Below are 17,687 nucleotides of genomic sequence, written 5' to 3'. Positions count from 1 at the left end.
GGAAGATAGCCTTTTATGATGCCGATGAAACCTTAAGCCCAATTACTCCTAAAACAATAAAAAGAATACAAAATGCTTGGAATAAGTTAATGTGCTCTTTGAAGAAATACACGCTAATAATTGTAATAAGTAATGTTCCTACACCAGACCAAATCGCATAAGCAATACTTAAATGAATTTTTTTGACAACAATAGCAAATACGCTGAAACAAATTCCATAAAATACGAAAATAAGTACACTTGGAACAAGCTTTGTTAAACCATTTGATAGTTTCATCGCAATTGTTCCAGCTACTTCAAAAATAATTGTAACAAGTAATAATAACCAATATACCATACTAGAATCTCCTTCTCTGTTACCTTATAGAGATTCTAGTATACTACTTATAGTCCTAATGAAATATATTTAATTTCTAAATATTCCTCGATACCGAAATGCCCTCCTTCACGGCCAATACCACTTTCTTTAAAGCCACCAAACGGTGCTTGTGCAACTGATGGAAGTCCATCATTTAATCCGATAATACCGTACTCTAATGCCTCGCTAACTTGGAATGCTTGACTAATATCTTTTGTGAAAATATAAGCAGCTAAGCCATATGGTGTATTATTTGCACGTTCGATTACTTCTTCAACCGTTTTAAATTTCGCAACTGGTGCAACTGGACCGAATGTTTCTTCATTCATACAAAGCATCGTATCGTTCGCCAATCCAATTACAGTTGGTTGCATAAAGTGTCCATCTAGCTCTGCAACCTTTTGGCCACCAAATAAAACTTTTCCACCCTTTTGAATAGCATCTTCAATATGTTCCTGTACTTTCGAAACTGCATTCTCGTCAATAAGTGGTCCTACAGTCGTTCCATCACCGAAACCGTCTCCTACTTTTAACTGCCCTACTGCCTTTTGAAACTTCTCTGCAAATACTTCATACACTTCTTCCTGAACAAATACTCGGTTTGTACATATACACGTTTGTCCTGCGTTACGGAATTTCGAACCGATTACCGCCTCTACCGCTTTATCTAAGTCCGCATCATTCATAACAATAAACGGCGCGTGACCACCTAACTCAAGTGAAACCTTTTTCATCGTTTGTGCAGCACTAGCCATTAATTCTTTCCCAATCTCAGTTGATCCTGTAAAGGAAACTTTTCGAACACGTCCATCTTCCATCCACGTATCAGCAATTGCTTTCGCACTGCCTGTTACAATATTTATTACGCCTTTTGGAATGTCCGCTTCATGGGCTAATTCAGCTAATTTCAAAGCAGTTAACGGCGTTTGGCTTGCCGGTTTTACAACTGCCGTACATCCCGCTGCAAGCGCCGGGGCTACCTTTCTCGTAATCATAGCAGCCGGGAAGTTCCAAGGTGTAATAGCGGCCATAACTCCAACCGGTTGTTTCATAACTAAAATACGTTTATTCGGATGAGAAGCAGGAATCATTTCGCCATATACGCGTTTACCTTCTTCTGCATACCATTCAACAAAGCTATTGGCATAATTCACTTCACCAAGTGCTTCTGCAAACGGCTTTCCTTGTTCTCTCGTCATAATCGCTGCAATCTCTTCTTTATTTTCATCGATAAGTGTGAACCATTTTTTTAACTTCACTGCACGGTCTGCTGCTGTTAACTTAGACCATGATTTAAAAGCTTCATGAGCAGCATCAACAGCTTGCTTTGCCTCTGTTACCCCGCCCTTTGGTACCGTCGCAAATATTTCTTTCGTTGCTGGATTATTTACTTCGATTTGTTGTTGCAATGTAATCCACTCACCATTTATATACATCGCCTTTTTCTCTACATTTACAAACGTCGCTTTTTTATCCAATGTGTTCTTCCTCCTCTATAAGTTTCTTTATCTTCCTAGTGGCAGCAGATTGACTTATTTTTAAAAACTCCGCTACTTTATAACTCGATCCATATGTTTTATATGCTTTCAAAATAATATTCCGTTCTACTTCTTCTAACATTTTATAGAGACTTTGGCCGGACTGTTCAACCGTTGATTCTTGCATTGCTATTGGCAAATCTTCTATCGTAACGATATCATCAGCAGTTATAACAATTCGCTCAATCACATTTTCAATCTCTCTATTATTTCCTTCCCATGGGTAACCAACAAACATTTGCAATGTGCTAGGCGCTAATTTTACATTCCGGCCATATTTTTCGTTAAAGTGCTGTAAATAATGATAAATGAGTGGCAAAATGTCTTCGGTTCTTTCCCTGAGTGGTGGAATTACAATTGGAATGACATTCAGACGATAATATAAATCTTTCCGGAATGCTCCTTGTTTCACCATCATATTTAAATCTCTATTTGTAGCCGCTACAATTCTAACGTCCACCTTTTTTAATTCTCTTCCGCCAATAGGACGAAACGTTTTTTCTTGCAACACTTGCAAAAGTTTCGCTTGAATTTCAAGCGGCATTTCGCCAATTTCATCTAAGAAAAGAGTTCCTTTATGAGCTGATTCTAATAGTCCCTTTTTCCCTTCACGATTCGCACCTGTAAAAGATCCACCTGAGTATCCAAAAAGCTCTGATTCAATTAAATTCGTTGGCAATGCCGCACAATTAATTTCATAGAAACTTTCATTCTTCCTGTTACTCACTTCATGTAAATGACGTACTAATCGACTCTTCCCTACTCCTGTCTCACCTAAAACGAGAACTGTACTATCTACCACAGATACTTTCTTGATTGTCTCGACTATTTTTTGCATAGCGATACTTTTAAAAATAAGTCCTTCATGTTCATATGTTTCTCTTAATTCTTTTTTATATGTTTTTAACTGATTATCCATTTCCTCTACCTTTTGACGTAATTGGTAGAGTTCTGTAAGATCACGGGAATAACTAATTACCCTTCTTAAATTTCCCTCATTATCAAAAACAGGCCTTGTACGAACATGTAAATACTCTCCTGATTTTGTCGTTTGAACGAGTTCAATCGGTCTCTTTTTTTCAATTACTTCTAACGTTGCTGATGGATAAAAGATACCATCCTTCTGCAATTCTTTCACATGCTTACCTACTAACTCTTTAGCAGCTAGTTGATAGTGCCTTTCACATGTACTATTTACACGCACAACGATTCCCTTTTCGTCAGTCACAAAAATTTCGTCAAACGCATATTCAAATACATCTTGTAAATCCATTAACACTCGTTCCTTTTCTCCAACCATCCTAGCCACCCCTAACTTCCAATACATCGATTCACTTCACTACCTTTATTATAAAGTGAATTTTCTGCATTTTATATAGAGTCAGCTAGAATGTTTGCGATTTATTATTTAGCTTTTAAACACGAGCAGTATTTGCTTTCTCATAACAGACTTGCAATGATTCTTCAATTATTGTTAATCCTTCTTCAAGTTGCTCATCTGTAATAACTAATGGCATTAACACACGAATAACATTACCATATGTCCCTGCTGATAGTAGGAGTAATCCGCGTTTATTTGCCTCTGCGCACAAATTAGCTGTTAACGTTTTATCAGGTGCTTTCGTCTTCCGATCTTGAACAAGCTCGAATGCACACATTGCTCCTAAACCACGCACATCACCGATGCAATTATATTTATTTTTCATCTCTTCGAATCGATTCATTACAACTTTCCCCAATTCTATCGCTCTATCATTTAAATTCTCTTTTTCTATTACATCAAGCACTGCTAATGCTGATGCACATCCTAGTGGGCTTCCTGCATACGTTCCACCAAGCTCTCCTGGCGCAGACTCATTCATAATTTCCTTGCGCCCAATAACGCCACTAATTGGTACACCAGCGCCTAATGATTTAGATACCGTAATTAAATCTGGAACGACATCATAATGATCAATGGCAAAGTATTTTCCTGTACGGCTAAATCCTGTTTGAATTTCATCAGCTACAAATAAGATGCCGTGTTCTGAACAAATACTGCGTACTTCTTGCACAAACTTCTTACTTGGAACGATAAATCCGCCTTCCCCTTGAACAGGTTCCATTACAACGGCTGCAATTGTTTCTGGTGCTACCTCTGATATGAAGAAATTCTTAAACTCTTCAATAATAAAGTCATCGTACTGCTCTTCCGTTAATCCTTCTGGACGGCGATATTCGTACGGAAACGGCGCTTTATATACTTCTGGAGCGAATGGGCCAAATCCAAATTTATATGGCTTTACTTTACTTGTCATCGTCATTGTCATTAATGTACGCCCATGGAATCCTTTAGAAAATGCAATAATACCAGGTCTTTTTGTATATTTACGAGCAATTTTCACTGCGTTTTCAACCGCTTCTGCACCACTATTTAAAAATAGTACTTGCTTATCAAAACTTCCTGGTGCTAATGCCGCAAGTTTTTCTGCTAATTCAATATATGGCTCATACATCATGACATTAAATCCAGTATGAATGTATTGATCTACTTGTTTATGGAGCGCTTCTTTAACAGCTGGATGACAATGTCCTACGTTAATTGTTCCGATTGCTCCCGCGAAATCAATGTACTGATTGCCATCAACATCTGTTACAAGAGAACCATTTGCAGATTGTACAAACGTTGGGATGCCGTTACTTACTCCTTTTGGTACTATATTTTGGCGGCGTTCTAATAAAGACGCTGCTTTCGGTCCAGGAATTTGTTCATTTACTTTAGCAAATTTTTTTGTGTTCATTACGTACCCCATCCTTTTCTTTACATTGTTTTCTCTTTTCATTGCAAAATGTATGCCAACGTTCTTTCCCAGCATTCATCCTGCATACCTTCTATGTCGACATAAAAAATAAGTCTATAAAGACTCATTAAGAGTCCTTATAGACTTATTTTTCTTACACATTAGACTTTCCTTGTTCCCAAATCAACTCACCCGAATGAGAAATAAACTCCCCTACAGATTGTACTACTAAATCCGCAAGTGGTTCTAAAGTTTGACGATCTCCTGTGCCAGACAGTACTCCAATGGCATAGCAATCGCCGCCATTTCTCGCTAAATATAAATCAGTCGGTGTATCTCCAACGATGGCTACTTCACATGCTTCTAAATGAAACTTCTCACAAAAAGACTCTACAATTCTTTTATCTGGTTTTTGTGCCGGAAACGTATCTGAAGCTACAACATAATCAAAAAAAGACTCTAATTGATACTGTTTTAAAAACAATTCTGTCGGTGCAAAATCATCAGCTGTAACAACACCTAAAATAAATCCTCTATCCTTTAAACCTTGTAAAATTCTCGGTAAATCCGCCGTCATTTTCATATAGGAACGATGCTCATACATAAGAGAAAATAACTTTTCACTTACCCACTCATGCATCTCCTCTTCCTTAGATGACGTAATATACTTACAAAGCCCCTTTGCAACATCAAGGCTCGTTCCAGCAGCTATTGCGCTACGAGGATGAACAAATGCCCCATCCACACCGATTTCTTTTAATAAAGCCTGCTGCATTGACTGTGGGAGTTGATATAATTTTATACATTCAGCGACAAGCTCTTCAGCTACTTTTATCCAAATTGAATGAAAATCCATTAATGTCCCGTCTTTATCAAATAATATTGCTTTTACCTTCTCCATAGCACCCTACCTCTCGTTTCTTATCTCCTCCAGTGTATCAATAAAGTATGGATATAAAATAAACGAATTGTAAAAATACCATAAAAATCAAACTAACTTCCAATTTACAATTCCTCTATATAATAAAAAGGATGCCTTTACAGGGCATCCTCTTGTTGTTCAGGAACAAATAGTTCAAGACAATGATATATATTTTCGAATTCCATCGGTGCATCTCCACCGTATTCACCATCTAAATTAATCATTAGTTTATCTGGTGAATGCACTTTAATTCGGTTTGCTTGCGTGTATAGCACTTTTGGATTGTTAATATGTTCACCACGCTGCGCTTGTGTTGCTGCTTTAATTAAGTCAGCGATAGAACCTTTTTTCAGTACTAATAAATCAAATAAGCCATCATTAATCGATGCATATGGTGCTACTTTTTCGAATCCACCAACTGAACGAGTATTCGTAATTAAAAACATCGTAATTTCTTCTTGTAGCAACTTTCCATCATACTCGATTTCAACATATGTTGGATGTAATGATGGTAGCATTTCGATTCCTTTTAAATAATAAGCAAGTTGGCCTAATACCGTTTTTAGCTTGCTTGGCACTTCATATGTTAATTCTGTAATACGGCCGCCACCTGCGATATTAATGAAATATGTATCATTCGCTCTACCAAGATCTAACGGAACTGTTTTCCCTTCACAAATAATATCCGCAGCCTCTTCAATAGCACGAGGTACACCGATCGCACGCGCAAAATCATTTGTCGTTCCAACTGGAATAATTCCAAACTTTGGACGATGTTCATGTCCTACTAAACCGTTCACCACTTCATTTAATGTACCATCACCACCAGCTGCGATAACAACATCAAACTTACGATCCGCAGCTTGCCTCGCTGCCACAGTCGCATCTCCAGGACCAGTTGTCGCATGACAAGACGCTTCATATCCAGCTTGTTCTAATTTTTGTAATACTTCCGGTAAGCTCTTCTTAAATAGCTCGCGCCCAGAAGTAGGATTATAAATAATTCTTGCTCGCTTCATCATTTATTAGCACAGGAAATTTCTTTATATATTGAAAAAGAACATACCGAACTTCTATTCAGTATTCCCATGCCTACCTCCTCTCATCTTCCTATCCTTCTTTTATCTCGCTCAAACAGGCAGTAAGAACCCGATTCGTGTAGTCCATCAAAAGTAAATATTCATTTCAATGGTTTTGTTTTATTTTACAAAAATTTATGTCCATCTATTTCCTCACAACAATTTACATGTAACGAATAATAATTATCTATTATTTCATGAGATGAAAAAAACCTCTATGTCTAGATTTATCATTATTCCCACCTTTTTGCAACTATCATACCATAGTTGCTATACAAACATTTTTCCACTTTTGACAGTTAATCAAACGTTTGTTTAAACGATCTTCTCTCATTTAAACAAACGTTTGATTAACCTAGAAAAACACCCATGTACGGGTGTTTTTCTGCTTAATCTTTACAAGTTACTATTATTATCGCTTATTAATCTCTTCAAGTAAGATTTTGTTAACAAGCGGCGGATTTGCTTGTCCTTTTGTAGCTTTCATAATTTGACCAACTAAGAAGCCAATTGCACGGTCTTTACCGTTTTTAAAGTCTTCGATAGATTGCTCATTATTATCAAGAATTTCTGTTACAACTTTACGAAGTGTACCCTCGTCAGAAATTTGAACAAGACCTTTTGCTTTAACGATTTCCTCTGGGTCTCCACCTTTTTCAATTAATTCGTTAAATACTTTCTTCGCGATTTTAGAAGAAATTGTACCTTTTTCAATTAATTGAACCATTTTAGATAAACCAGCAGGCGTTAATGCAACGTCTTTTAATTCTTTTTGTTGTTTGTTTAAGTATGCAAGCACTTCACCCATTAACCAGTTTGATGTTAGTTTCGCATCTGCTCCATCTTCAATTGCTGCTTCAAAGAAATCAGACATCTCTTTCGTTAATGTTAATACGTGTGCATCATAAGCTGGTAAGCCAATTTCTGCAACGTAGCGAGCTTTACGTGCATCTGGAAGTTCTGGAATCGAAGCACGAATTTCTTCTTTCCACTCATCATCGATGTAAAGTTCAACTAAGTCTGGCTCTGGGAAGTAACGGTAATCGTCAGATCCCTCTTTCACACGCATTAAGATTGTTTTCTTCGTTGCTTCATCATAACGACGTGTTTCTTGTTGGATGATACCACCAGATAACAATTCTTTCTCTTGACGCACTTGCTCGTGCTCAAGACCTTTTTGTACGTAAGTGAATGAGTTTAAGTTTTTCAGTTCCGCTTTTGTACCGAACTTCTCTTGTCCAACTGGACGAAGAGAAATGTTCGCATCACAACGTAGAGAACCTTCTTCCATCTTACAATCAGATACGCCAGTGTATTGAATGATTGATTTTAACTTCTCTAAGTATGCATATGCTTCTTCTGGCGTACGCATATCTGGCTCAGATACGATCTCGATTAAAGGCATACCTTGACGGTTATAGTCTACTAATGAACCATCAGCTGTATGCGTTGATTTACCAGCATCTTCTTCTAAATGAAGACGTGTAATACCGATACGTTTCTTTTTACCGTCTACTTCAATTTCAATCCAACCATTTTCACCAATTGGCTTATCGAATTGAGAAATTTGGTAAGCTTTCGGATTATCTGGGTAGAAATAGTTTTTACGGTCGAACTTCGTTTCCGTTGCGATTTCACAGTTTAATGCCATTGCAGCTTTCATTGCAAAGTTAACTGCTTCTTTATTTAAAGTAGGAAGTACCCCTGGGTATCCTAAGTCAATTACACTTGTTTGTGTATTTGGCTCCGCTCCGAATTCTGTTGGACTCGCAGAGAAAATTTTCGAATTTGTTTTTAACTCAACGTGAACCTCTAAACCAATAATTGTTTCTAAATTCATCTATGCTCGCCTCCTTACAGACTTGCTTTTTTTGTATGATAGTCTGTTGCTTGCTCAAACGCATGTGCAACGCGGTAAATTGTCGCTTCATCGAAGTGTTTACCAATGATTTGTAGACCAAGTGGCATGTTGTTAGCACCGAATCCACATGGAACAGAAATCGCTGGAACACCCGCTAAGTTTACTGGGATTGTTAAAATGTCATTTGCATACATTGTCATTGGATCATCAACTTTTTCGCCCACTTTAAATGCCGGAGTTGGCGTTGTTGGTCCAATAATAACATCGTAGTTAGCAAATACATTTTCAAAGTCGTTTTTAATTAATGTACGTACCTGTTGTGCTTTCTTGTAGTATGCATCATAGTAACCAGAGCTAAGTGCAAATGTACCAAGCATAATACGACGTTTTACTTCATCACCAAAACCTTCGCTACGTGTGTTTTTGTAAAGGTCTAATAAATTATTTACATTATCAGAACGAACACCGTAACGTACGCCATCAAAGCGTGAAAGGTTAGCAGATGCTTCAGAAGAAGATAATAAGTAATACGTTGCTAGAGCGTATTTAGAGTGTGGAAGAGATACTTCCTCCCAAGTTGCGCCCATACCTTCTAATACTTTTAAAGCAGCTAGTACTGACTCACGAGCTTCTTCGCCAACACCTTCTCCTAAGTATTCTTTCGGTACAGCAATGCGTAAACCTTTAACGTCGCCTGTTAAACCAGCTAAATAGTTTCCTACTTCAACGTTAGCAGAAGTTGCATCCATACGGTCAATACCTGAAATAGCTTGTAATAAGTATGCATTATCTTCTACTGTACGTGTAATCGGTCCGATTTGGTCAAGTGAAGATGCGAATGCTACTAATCCGTAACGAGATACGCGTCCGTAAGTTGGTTTTAAACCTACAACGCCGCAATATGCAGCTGGCTGACGGATAGAACCACCCGTATCAGAACCTAGAGAGAATAATACTTCTCCTGCTGCTACAGCTGCTGCAGAACCACCACTAGATCCGCCTGGAACGTAATCTAAGTTCCATGGATTTTTCGTAGCGTAGAAACCTGAGTTTTCATTTGAAGAACCCATTGCGAACTCGTCCATATTTAACTTACCGATTGTAACTGTGTCAGCAGCTTTTAGCTTTTGCACAACTGTTGCATCATAAATTGGATCAAAGTTTGCTAACATTTTGCTCGCACAAGTTGTACGAAGACCGTTAGTTACAATGTTATCTTTTACACCAATTGGCATACCGAATAATAAACCATTATCTTCAGCACCAATTTTCGCGTCTAATTCTTTCGCTTTCGCGCGTGCGTTTTCTTCATCTAATGTAAGAAAAGCTTTTACGTTATCTTCAACATCCGCAATACGTTTGTAAGATTCTTCTACTAAATCCGTAACGGAAATTTCTTTGTTGTTTAACTTCTTATGTAACTCTGATACGGAATGATCAAATAATGACATCGAAATTCCCCTCCTCTATTCTAATACTGCTGGAACACGGATTTGATTATCTTTGTGATCCGGTGCATTTTTTAATACTTCTTCGACTGGTAAACCTTTTTCTGGTACATCTTCACGCATAACATTTTTCATAGTTAATACATGAGTTGTTGGTTTTACATCAGTTGTATCTAATTCATTTAACTGTTCTGCAAATGTAACAATTGCATCTAGTTGTTTTTGAAATTTTTCAGCTTCTTGATCAGTAATTGCAAGACGTGCTAAATGTGCTACGTGCTTTACATTCTCAACGGAAATTCTTGACACGGCTAGGCCACCTCCATAATATATCGTTCAATCTACAATACTATTGATGATACCAAATTTTCAGTACTTCAAGCAAGTCAACACACGGCACTTACTGCATTTTTACATAAAAAAAGAAAGGCAAACGCCTTTCTTTACGATTTACTCTTTATCTAACGGTTTATTTTTCGGAAATCTCTCGTTATCTTCTTCATTATCACGAATTGTTTTTTGTAATACAAAACAAGACATCGTCAAAAATAATGTTCCAATTAAATAATATCCTTTTACACTAAGCGTTTCATCTAACGTATAAATCCCAATTAGCATACCTGAAAGTGCACAAACAAATGAAGTCCATGCTAAAAACGTGAACGCTTGCGTATTACGTCTTCTCATCGTTCTCCCCCTCGTTAGCTATACATCCATTATAGATAAGTATATTTACCATGATGGATTTTTATGTAAGTTCTAGTTTTATATTTATACATCCATCATAAAAGAATACTATTTTAAAGTTAGTTTTCTGTCTAATCTGAAAAAACAGTTAAAATTATTGACATTTATTTCAATTCTGCATAAAATAAAAACAAATATTACGAACCTCGAAATATACGGGAGTGGAAATAATTGTTGCAATATGAACATTTTTTAGACTTACTGCTAGATAACGCCAAGAAACTTTTTTATCCTGAAGAATGGGTAAGCCTAGATTTAACACTTTCTAAAACAGAAGTATTTTGTTTACTTTGGATGGAGCGAAATACAGATATTACAATGACAAAAATTGCTGACCTTCTTGATATACCGATGAGTACAACGACAGGTGTTGTAAATCGCCTCGTAAAAAAGGGATATATTGAAAGGTACCGTGATGAAAACGACCGACGCATTGTATTAATTCGTTTAACAGAAAACGGCGTAATGCTCGTCCAAGAAGTAAAACAAAATGCAGCCCATTACTTTAACCTAGTGACAGAAGCATTATCAGAAGAAGAAAAAGCATTCTTACTACAAATCTTCCAAAAGATCATGAATCACATCGCTACGTCACAGCAAAAAACAGAAGAAAAGGTTTCTACACCTAAAATGAAAAACATTCCGATTGAATAAAACCCTAGTTGGGTTTTTATTCAATATTTTATTTCGGCACTCGTAATATTCGACACTCGAAACAAAGGGGATAGAATAATGAGAATTATTTTGTATACAGGTAAAGGCGGCGTAGGAAAAACTAGCATTTCAGCAGCAACAGCACTTCAAAGCGCAAAACAAGGATTAAAAACATTAGTAATGAGTACAGATCCTGCTCATAGTTTAGGAGATTCATTTGGTATAAAGCTATCTTCTGAGCCATTAGAAATTCGTGAAAATTTGTGGGCACAAGAAATTAATACGATTTATGAGATGGAAAAAGGCTGGGGGAAATTACAGAAATATATTACACTACTCTTCACTTCCAAAGCAGCTGATGATATTACAACAGAAGAATTAACAATGTTTCCTGGTATGGAAGATTTAATTAGCTTACTTCGCGTACTCGATTATTATAAACAAAACACATATGATGTTATCATCATTGATTGCGCTCCAACAGGAGAAACATTAGCAATGCTCAGTTTTCCAGACATGCTCGGCTGGTGGATGGAAAAACTCTTTCCTATTAAAAGAAAAGTTTTAAAAGTTGTTCGTCCTGTAGCTCAACCACTTCTTGGTGTCCCCCTTCCAACCGATGATATTATGGACGAATTAACGAATACACTTGAACAGCTCGGAGAAATGAGAGATATTTTATCAAATCGAGAAATAACAAGTATCCGCATCGTTGTAAATCCCGAAAAAATGGTCATTAAAGAAGCTCAGCGTAGCTTTACGTATTTAAATTTATACGATTATAACGTAGATGCCATTATGATTAACCGCGTCATCCCTAATACTGTCATCGATCCTTATTTTCAAGCATGGAAAGATACTCAAAAAAAATATAAAACATTAATTCAAGATAGTTTTCAGCCGCTTCCTATTTACGAAGCTCCTATGTTTGAACAAGAAGTTGTCGGTTTGTCCATGTTAGAGCGTGTAGGAGACGCTTTATTTAAATCAGATTCTTCTCCTACGGAAGTGAAATTTAACGGTCGCACTCAATATGTAAAAAAAGATGGCGATGAATATATTTTTGTACTTTCCATTCCCTTCTCTAACAAAAGTGAACTTGCATTAAATCAAAAAGGTGATGAGCTTATCATTCGTGCTGGTTCTGTGAAACGGAACATCACATTACCAAAAACATTAACACACCTTTCTATTCAAGGAGCAAAATTCGAAGATGATGTACTAAACATTCGATTTGGAGGTGTAGTGCATGCGTGAGGAACTACTAAGGAAGGTAATTCGTACAAAAATAAAAGTCGGTATGAATATATTAGAAGAGTTACCTCCCCCAATCCAGCAATCAGCTAAGCAAATACTAAATATTTTGCAAGAGGAGCTATCTTCTTATGTTGCCGAACAACCACAACCTGAGAGTAATTTAAAAAGTATTGTAATTGAATAATCATATCCTTATAGAAGGCCTTTTCCTATAGGCTTTCTATCCCTTTATTGGAGCTGATGTAAATTGATAAAAACTTCTTCTGCAAGACACTTTACTACTCTTACAATCTGGCTAATTCCCTTTTTATTTTTCATTCATAACCTTGAAGAATCTTTCCAGATGCCACGATATCTTGCTAATCAATTTTCGATTACTTTTATAACTAGTCAACAATTTTTCATTGCGATTTCTGTATTAACTCTCTTTGTTTTACTTATCGTCTTTCTATATCAACTGAACTTCTTGTCTTCTATATACTGGATTATTTTTATACAAGGGGCTATCTTCTTCAACTCTGTTCAACATATTATTTTGTTTTTTATTTATCGTTCCTATAATCCTGGCGTAATATCAGCTGTTTTCATTGCTATTTTTTCTATTTTCTTTTTTTTATCCCAAAAATACTTAATTCACAAAAAGCAATTCGTAATTACACTTATTTTCAGCTTATTTTCTTACCCCATTATAATTTGGATTATCTTATTACTCGCTAGCTACTTTCAGTAATAAAAAAAGACCAGGAAAACTCCTGGTCCATCACTCTACTTAACAAACATTGGATTCTACGTTATACAGAATTGGAAGGTACAGAATTAGGGTTTTGTTTGTTAAGTAGATTATATGTTGAACGAGCTAACAGCGGAGGGGTTCCTACTGTTAATCGTTAAACCCGATAATTATTTTACGATTTTTTCAAGCTCCTCAAGTGAAAGATCTACTGAAATGGAACCATCATTTGTTTCTTTCTTAATTGCATCTGTTACTTCTTTTGAATGATATAGTTCAATTACTTTTTTCAGTGTTGGATCATCTTTATCTTTTGTACGAGCTGCGAAAATATTAATATATGGCTTCGCATTTTCATTCTTTGGATCTTCTAAGAAAATTGGATCCTTCGCTGGATCTAATCCAGCTTGACCAGCAACACCGTTATTAATAACTGAAGCTGCAACATCTTTTAATACACGAGGTGTTTGCTGTGCGATAACCGGTGTAATTTTTAACTTCTTCGGATTTTCAGCAATGCCGCTTGGATCTCCGAATAAGCCAAAGTCTTTCTTAAGCTTTAATAATCCAGCTGCATCAAGAAGTTTTAATGCACGAGCTTGGTTCGTTGGATCATTTGGAATCGCAATTTCTGAACCATCTGGAATTTCATTTGCCTTCTTATATTTTTCAGAGTATAAGCCCATTGGTGCAATTTGCGTTGTACCAACAGCTGTAATATCTAACTTATGCTCTTTTTTAAATTGCTCTAAGAAAGCAACGTGCTGGAATGAGTTTAGTTCAATATCTCCATCAGCTAACGCTTTATTTGGCGTTGTGTAATCAGAGAACTCAACCAGTTTAATTTTAATTCCCTCTTTTTCAGCTTTTTTCTTTAAAATTTCCCAAGCGTCTCCATCTGTTCCGGTTACGCCAACGCGAACTACTTTCTCTTTTGCTCCTGCCCCCGTGTCTCCACTTGAGCAGCCGCTTAACGCTGAAATTCCTACAATCGCTGATAATGCAAATGCTAAAATTTTCTTCATTTTCTTTTCCCCTCTTCCTTTTTATGTTCTGCGTAAAAAGACTTTCGCAAAGTAGTTTCCTAAATTTTGAGCTACCTGTACAAGAATAATAAGTAAAACGACCGTTACGAACATAACTGATGTATCAAAACGTTGATAACCATATGTCATCGCTAAGTCACCAAGACCGCCACCACCGACAAGCCCAGCAACTGCAGAAAATTCAATTAAACCAACTGTCATAAACGTAACACCTAAAATCAATGGCGCTAACGCTTCTGGCACAAGGATTTCAAAAACAATTCTAATTGGTGAAGCCCCCATCGCTTGAGCTGCTTCAATGACTCCCTTTGGAACTGAAACAAGGTTTGTTTCAACCATTCTAGCAATACCGATTGATGCAACTAACGTCATCGGAAAGATTGCTGCTGCTGTTCCAATCGTCGTTCCGATAACACTTCTTGTTAGTGGGCTTAAAGCTACTAAGAAGATAATGAATGGAACCGGACGAATTGTGTTAATAATGATATTAAGAATAGAAAAGACCCATTTATTTTCTAAAAAGTTCCCTTTTCTCGTTACATATAATAGTAAACCTAGAGGTATACCAAGAATTGTAGCAAATATAAGGGTTACAATTACCATTAAGAGGGTATCCCCCGTCGCATCTACTATGCGGGGCCAAAATATACTCCAATCAACTCGCATGAGCTTCTACCTCCTTCAGCTGCACTTGTAGTCGTAGATGTTGTAATGCTTTTTGAATTTCTTTCTGCTCACCTTGCAGTTCTACAAGTAGATTTCCAAATAGCACATTTTGAAGTTCAATAATATTTCCGTACAGTACGTTTACATCGACGTTATAGTTTTTCGCGATATATGATAGTACCGGCTGCCCTGTCTCTTCACCAGTAAATGTTAAGCGATAAATTTGTCCACCATTTTGAATTTTCCCTAGAACACTTTCCGGTAAATGATCATTAATAATGGAGCGTACAAAGTTTTGAGTTGTCTTTGTTTTTGGTTGTGTGAAAACGTCAAACAGTTTTCCTTCTTCAATAACCTTTCCCTTCTCCATTACAGCTACACGGTGACAAATTTCTTTCACAACATGCATTTCATGTGTAATGAGTAGAATCGTTACATTGTATTCTCGATTTACTTTCTTTAATAAGTTCAGAATCTCTGTCGTTGTTTCTGGATCTAAAGCTGATGTTGCCTCATCACATATAAGAATGTCTGGCGATGTTGCAAGTGCTCTAGCAATGCCAACACGTTGCTTTTGACCACCTGATAGTTGCTCTGGATAATAGTTTGCTTTATCTTCTAATCCTACAAACTTCAGCAGTTCATTTACTCTTTCTTTTATCTCATTCTTTGGTACTTTCGCTAACTTTAATGGGTATGCAATATTCCCAAACACTGTTCTTGAATTAAATAAATTAAAACTTTGAAAAATCATCCCGATTCTTTGTCTTAGCTTTCGTAATTCTTTCGTCGATAGTGATGTAATATCTTTATCATCTATTGAAATCGTTCCTGCCGTTGGTTTCTCTAACATATTTACTAGGCGTAATAACGTACTCTTTCCAGCGCCACTAAAACCGATGATACCGAAAATTTCGCCCTTCTCAACTGATAACGTTACATCCTCCACCGCATGAACAGATTGCCCACCTGATTCATATACTTTACTTACATTGTTAAAAGAAATCATTTTCTTCCCTCCTATATGCTGTAAAAACTTGAAGTAGAGCTTTCGAGGTAAAATAAAAAGTGCTCTCCTTCTTATCAACCGTAAAGATAAGAAGGAGAGCACTTATATGTACTCGTTCACATCTTCTCATCTTCCAAGCCTTTCATAGGCTTGCTGGAGTTAGCACGGTATTAAAAAACCCGTTGCTGAGGTATCGTAGGGCCAGTCCCTCCACCTCTCTGGATAAGAATGTATCGATTTAATTGTCGTTTAATTAATTCTCATTATAGAACTCAGAATAATAAGAGTCAATACATTTTTTAGAAAAATATTAATTATCCCTCTATTAAAATTTTCAAATAAAAAATCACATACAATAATGATTTTTAAAGTTATGTTAAATTCTCCTCCTTCATATTTTTTAAAAGGAGAATCCTTTCTATAAATTGAATACCATTATTTGAATATGAAATCGGAGGAAGATAAATATATGAAAACAGCTCTTTTACTCGTTGATATTCAAAATGATTATTTTCCACATGGAAAGATGGAATTGCGTAATCCAGTAGAAGCAAGCCAATATGCTAGTCAGCTGCTACAACTCTTTAGAACGAAAAACGAACCTATTTTTCATATCCAACATGTAGCAATAAAAGATGACGCTACTTTTTTCCTACCCAATACAGAAGGTGTACATATTCATGAAAGCGTACGTCCACTTAGAGAAGAAACCGTTATACTCAAACATTATCCAAATAGTTTTCGCGAAACTGATCTTCTAGAACAATTACAACGTTTAGACATTGAGCACGTCATCATATGCGGGATGATGACTCATATGTGTATTGATGCTACCGTAAGGGCTGCTTTTGATTTCGGCTTTCCATGTACCGTTATACATGATGCTTGTGCTACAAAAGATCTTTCTTTTAAGAATGCTACTATACCGGCCGTTTATATTCATAACACAATTTTGGCTAGTTTAAATGGAGTATATGCAACTGTAATGAGTACAGAGGAGTTTTTGGCTACAAAAAAACACTCCCTTCAGTGAGCAAAACCGAAAAGAGTGTTTCTTGTCAAACCATAGATTTTCTTTCAAATTGTATTATACAGGAAATTCTTAAAATGAATACTAAAAAATATGACTAATAAGTCAACTTTTCTCGTTGTTTTGTTTCTATTTACATGTTTATCCCGATATTAATAGGGTTTAGCTAGTTCTAAGTACCGAATAGTAATATATGGTACTTAGAACTGGTTTCTCCTATCAAAAACGTAACATATTATTTATCTGTTTATTTTTGCTTCTTTTTCAAATACTCCGCACGCAATTTTTCAATTTGCTGCTTTTTATCAAATTTGGCAGGCGTCTGTTTTTCATGAAACTTTGCCACGGCTACCTGACTTTTGTAATCCAATTGATATTTTCCCACTTTGTTCACCTACTTTTCTTGTCTTTAAAGAGAATCTATTCAACAAATATAGTATACCTTATTTACTGAAGTAAACCTTATTACTTTATTAGTTTTTCTACTCATATCTATCTTGATCCAAATATAGAAACTTTTTCAAAAAAAAAAAAAAGAGATCTTCGCAGACTGCGAAGATCT

The 17,687-nt window shown here is 36.3% G+C and carries 19 protein-coding genes and 1 riboswitch; of the genes, 5 read left to right on the top strand and 14 right to left on the bottom strand.

All coding sequences use genetic code 11. The features are described 5' to 3' along the window. Positions 1 to 13 precede the first annotated feature (13 nt). From AC3WTA_RS26385 to AC3WTA_RS26340, 10 genes are all read right to left on the bottom strand, one after another. Positions 14 to 337, bottom strand: a complete 324-nt coding sequence (locus AC3WTA_RS26385) for a DMT family transporter (RefSeq protein ID WP_000263259.1) — start codon at positions 335 to 337, stop codon at positions 14 to 16. A gap of 47 nt (positions 338 to 384) precedes the next feature. Beyond that, the gene (gene gabD / locus AC3WTA_RS26380) at positions 385 to 1,836 is read right to left on the bottom strand and encodes an NADP-dependent succinate-semialdehyde dehydrogenase (RefSeq protein ID WP_000358117.1); all 1,452 of its coding nucleotides are present in this window, start codon (positions 1,834 to 1,836) and stop codon (positions 385 to 387) included. Next, positions 1,829 to 3,196, bottom strand: a complete 1,368-nt coding sequence (locus tag AC3WTA_RS26375) for a sigma-54 interaction domain-containing protein (RefSeq protein ID WP_000232670.1) — start codon at positions 3,194 to 3,196, stop codon at positions 1,829 to 1,831. The genes gabD and AC3WTA_RS26375 overlap by 8 nt, the downstream gene beginning before the upstream one ends. Before the next feature lie 115 nt (positions 3,197 to 3,311). Continuing rightward, positions 3,312 to 4,676, bottom strand: coding sequence for a 4-aminobutyrate--2-oxoglutarate transaminase (gabT, locus tag AC3WTA_RS26370; protein ID WP_001093024.1), 1,365 nt, complete (start codon positions 4,674 to 4,676; stop codon positions 3,312 to 3,314). A gap of 154 nt (positions 4,677 to 4,830) precedes the next feature. After that, on the bottom strand, positions 4,831 to 5,577 hold the full coding sequence (locus tag AC3WTA_RS26365) for an HAD family hydrolase (protein ID WP_000416640.1): 747 nt from the start codon (positions 5,575 to 5,577) through the stop codon (positions 4,831 to 4,833). A 137-nt stretch (positions 5,578 to 5,714) separates the two neighbouring features. Further along, positions 5,715 to 6,620 (bottom strand): diacylglycerol kinase, encoded by a 906-nt coding sequence (locus tag AC3WTA_RS26360; RefSeq protein WP_000977669.1) that lies wholly within the window; start codon positions 6,618 to 6,620, stop codon positions 5,715 to 5,717. A gap of 469 nt (positions 6,621 to 7,089) precedes the next feature. Further along, the gene (gene gatB / locus AC3WTA_RS26355) at positions 7,090 to 8,517 is read right to left on the bottom strand and encodes an Asp-tRNA(Asn)/Glu-tRNA(Gln) amidotransferase subunit GatB (RefSeq protein WP_001047688.1); all 1,428 of its coding nucleotides are present in this window, start codon (positions 8,515 to 8,517) and stop codon (positions 7,090 to 7,092) included. A 14-nt stretch (positions 8,518 to 8,531) separates the two neighbouring features. Next, on the bottom strand, positions 8,532 to 9,989 hold the full coding sequence (gatA, locus tag AC3WTA_RS26350) for an Asp-tRNA(Asn)/Glu-tRNA(Gln) amidotransferase subunit GatA (RefSeq protein ID WP_000051449.1): 1,458 nt from the start codon (positions 9,987 to 9,989) through the stop codon (positions 8,532 to 8,534). A 15-nt stretch (positions 9,990 to 10,004) separates the two neighbouring features. After that, positions 10,005 to 10,295, bottom strand: coding sequence for an Asp-tRNA(Asn)/Glu-tRNA(Gln) amidotransferase subunit GatC (gatC, locus tag AC3WTA_RS26345; protein ID WP_000086999.1), 291 nt, complete (start codon positions 10,293 to 10,295; stop codon positions 10,005 to 10,007). 141 nt (positions 10,296 to 10,436) lie between these two features. Then, a complete protein-coding gene (locus AC3WTA_RS26340) occupies positions 10,437 to 10,673 on the bottom strand; it encodes a YiaA/YiaB family inner membrane protein (RefSeq protein WP_001254393.1) in 237 nt (78 codons plus the stop codon). 231 nt (positions 10,674 to 10,904) lie between these two features. Here AC3WTA_RS26340 and AC3WTA_RS26335 point away from each other — a divergent pair, with 231 nt between their 5' ends. From AC3WTA_RS26335 to AC3WTA_RS26320, 4 genes are all read left to right on the top strand, one after another. Beyond that, complete coding sequence (locus AC3WTA_RS26335) at positions 10,905 to 11,387, top strand: MarR family winged helix-turn-helix transcriptional regulator (protein ID WP_000942477.1); 483 nt, start codon at positions 10,905 to 10,907, stop codon at positions 11,385 to 11,387. Positions 11,388 to 11,462: 75 nt separating this feature from the next. Beyond that, positions 11,463 to 12,644, top strand: a complete 1,182-nt coding sequence (locus AC3WTA_RS26330) for an ArsA family ATPase (protein WP_078183498.1) — start codon at positions 11,463 to 11,465, stop codon at positions 12,642 to 12,644. Further along, positions 12,637 to 12,828 (top strand): DUF3926 domain-containing protein, encoded by a 192-nt coding sequence (locus AC3WTA_RS26325; protein WP_001206441.1) that lies wholly within the window; start codon positions 12,637 to 12,639, stop codon positions 12,826 to 12,828. The genes AC3WTA_RS26330 and AC3WTA_RS26325 overlap by 8 nt, the downstream gene beginning before the upstream one ends. A 63-nt stretch (positions 12,829 to 12,891) precedes the next feature. Then, positions 12,892 to 13,374 carry an HXXEE domain-containing protein gene (locus AC3WTA_RS26320; RefSeq protein ID WP_002096901.1) on the top strand — a complete coding sequence of 161 codons (483 nt, stop codon included), beginning with the start codon at positions 12,892 to 12,894 and terminating at the stop codon, positions 13,372 to 13,374. A 170-nt stretch (positions 13,375 to 13,544) separates the two neighbouring features. Here AC3WTA_RS26320 and AC3WTA_RS26315 read toward each other — a convergent pair whose 3' ends face one another. Genes AC3WTA_RS26315 through AC3WTA_RS26305 form a run of 3 tightly spaced genes read right to left on the bottom strand, consistent with a single transcriptional unit; the run spans position 13,545 to position 16,095 of the window. Beyond that, entirely contained in the window at positions 13,545 to 14,399 is an 855-nt protein-coding gene (locus AC3WTA_RS26315) for a MetQ/NlpA family ABC transporter substrate-binding protein (RefSeq protein ID WP_000721587.1), read from the bottom strand. Between the two features lie 21 nt (positions 14,400 to 14,420). Continuing rightward, entirely contained in the window at positions 14,421 to 15,086 is a 666-nt protein-coding gene (locus tag AC3WTA_RS26310) for a methionine ABC transporter permease (protein WP_001261882.1), read from the bottom strand. Next, entirely contained in the window at positions 15,076 to 16,095 is a 1,020-nt protein-coding gene (locus AC3WTA_RS26305) for a methionine ABC transporter ATP-binding protein (protein ID WP_000622977.1), read from the bottom strand. Before AC3WTA_RS26305 ends, AC3WTA_RS26310 begins: the two co-directional genes overlap by 11 nt. Positions 16,096 to 16,218: 123 nt before the next feature. Beyond that, positions 16,219 to 16,324, bottom strand: a riboswitch (SAM riboswitch). Between the two features lie 240 nt (positions 16,325 to 16,564). Between AC3WTA_RS26305 and AC3WTA_RS26300 the strand changes: the two genes are divergently transcribed. After that, entirely contained in the window at positions 16,565 to 17,128 is a 564-nt protein-coding gene (locus tag AC3WTA_RS26300) for a cysteine hydrolase family protein (protein ID WP_002096904.1), read from the top strand. A gap of 244 nt (positions 17,129 to 17,372) precedes the next feature. Here AC3WTA_RS26300 and AC3WTA_RS26295 read toward each other — a convergent pair whose 3' ends face one another. Further along, on the bottom strand, positions 17,373 to 17,510 hold the full coding sequence (locus tag AC3WTA_RS26295; protein ID WP_000521651.1) for a hypothetical protein: 138 nt from the start codon (positions 17,508 to 17,510) through the stop codon (positions 17,373 to 17,375). Positions 17,511 to 17,687: the final 177 nt, after the last annotated feature.

The organism is Bacillus sp. EB106-07-01-XG149 (genome assembly GCF_058791555.1).
Note: the sequence above shows the minus strand (reverse complement) of the source record. Positions and strands in the feature narration are given on the sequence as shown.

Excerpts from the sequence above, each read along its gene's own strand:
- AC3WTA_RS26385 (WP_000263259.1), bottom strand. The coding sequence starts at position 337 with ATGGTATATTGGTTATTATTACTTGTTACAATTATTTTTGAAGTAGCT.
- AC3WTA_RS26375 (WP_000232670.1), bottom strand. The coding sequence starts at position 3,196 with ATGGTTGGAGAAAAGGAACGAGTGTTAATGGATTTACAAGATGTATTT.
- gabT (WP_001093024.1), bottom strand. The coding sequence starts at position 4,676 with ATGAACACAAAAAAATTTGCTAAAGTAAATGAACAAATTCCTGGACCG.
- AC3WTA_RS26365 (WP_000416640.1), bottom strand. The coding sequence starts at position 5,577 with ATGGAGAAGGTAAAAGCAATATTATTTGATAAAGACGGGACATTAATG.
- AC3WTA_RS26360 (WP_000977669.1), bottom strand. The coding sequence starts at position 6,620 with ATGATGAAGCGAGCAAGAATTATTTATAATCCTACTTCTGGGCGCGAG.
- gatB (WP_001047688.1), bottom strand. The coding sequence starts at position 8,517 with ATGAATTTAGAAACAATTATTGGTTTAGAGGTTCACGTTGAGTTAAAA.
- gatA (WP_000051449.1), bottom strand. The coding sequence starts at position 9,989 with ATGTCATTATTTGATCATTCCGTATCAGAGTTACATAAGAAGTTAAAC.
- AC3WTA_RS26340 (WP_001254393.1), bottom strand. The coding sequence starts at position 10,673 with ATGAGAAGACGTAATACGCAAGCGTTCACGTTTTTAGCATGGACTTCA.
- AC3WTA_RS26325 (WP_001206441.1), top strand. The coding sequence starts at position 12,637 with ATGCGTGAGGAACTACTAAGGAAGGTAATTCGTACAAAAATAAAAGTC.
- AC3WTA_RS26315 (WP_000721587.1), bottom strand. The coding sequence starts at position 14,399 with ATGAAGAAAATTTTAGCATTTGCATTATCAGCGATTGTAGGAATTTCA.
- AC3WTA_RS26310 (WP_001261882.1), bottom strand. The coding sequence starts at position 15,086 with ATGCGAGTTGATTGGAGTATATTTTGGCCCCGCATAGTAGATGCGACG.
- AC3WTA_RS26305 (WP_000622977.1), bottom strand. The coding sequence starts at position 16,095 with ATGATTTCTTTTAACAATGTAAGTAAAGTATATGAATCAGGTGGGCAA.
- AC3WTA_RS26300 (WP_002096904.1), top strand. The coding sequence starts at position 16,565 with ATGAAAACAGCTCTTTTACTCGTTGATATTCAAAATGATTATTTTCCA.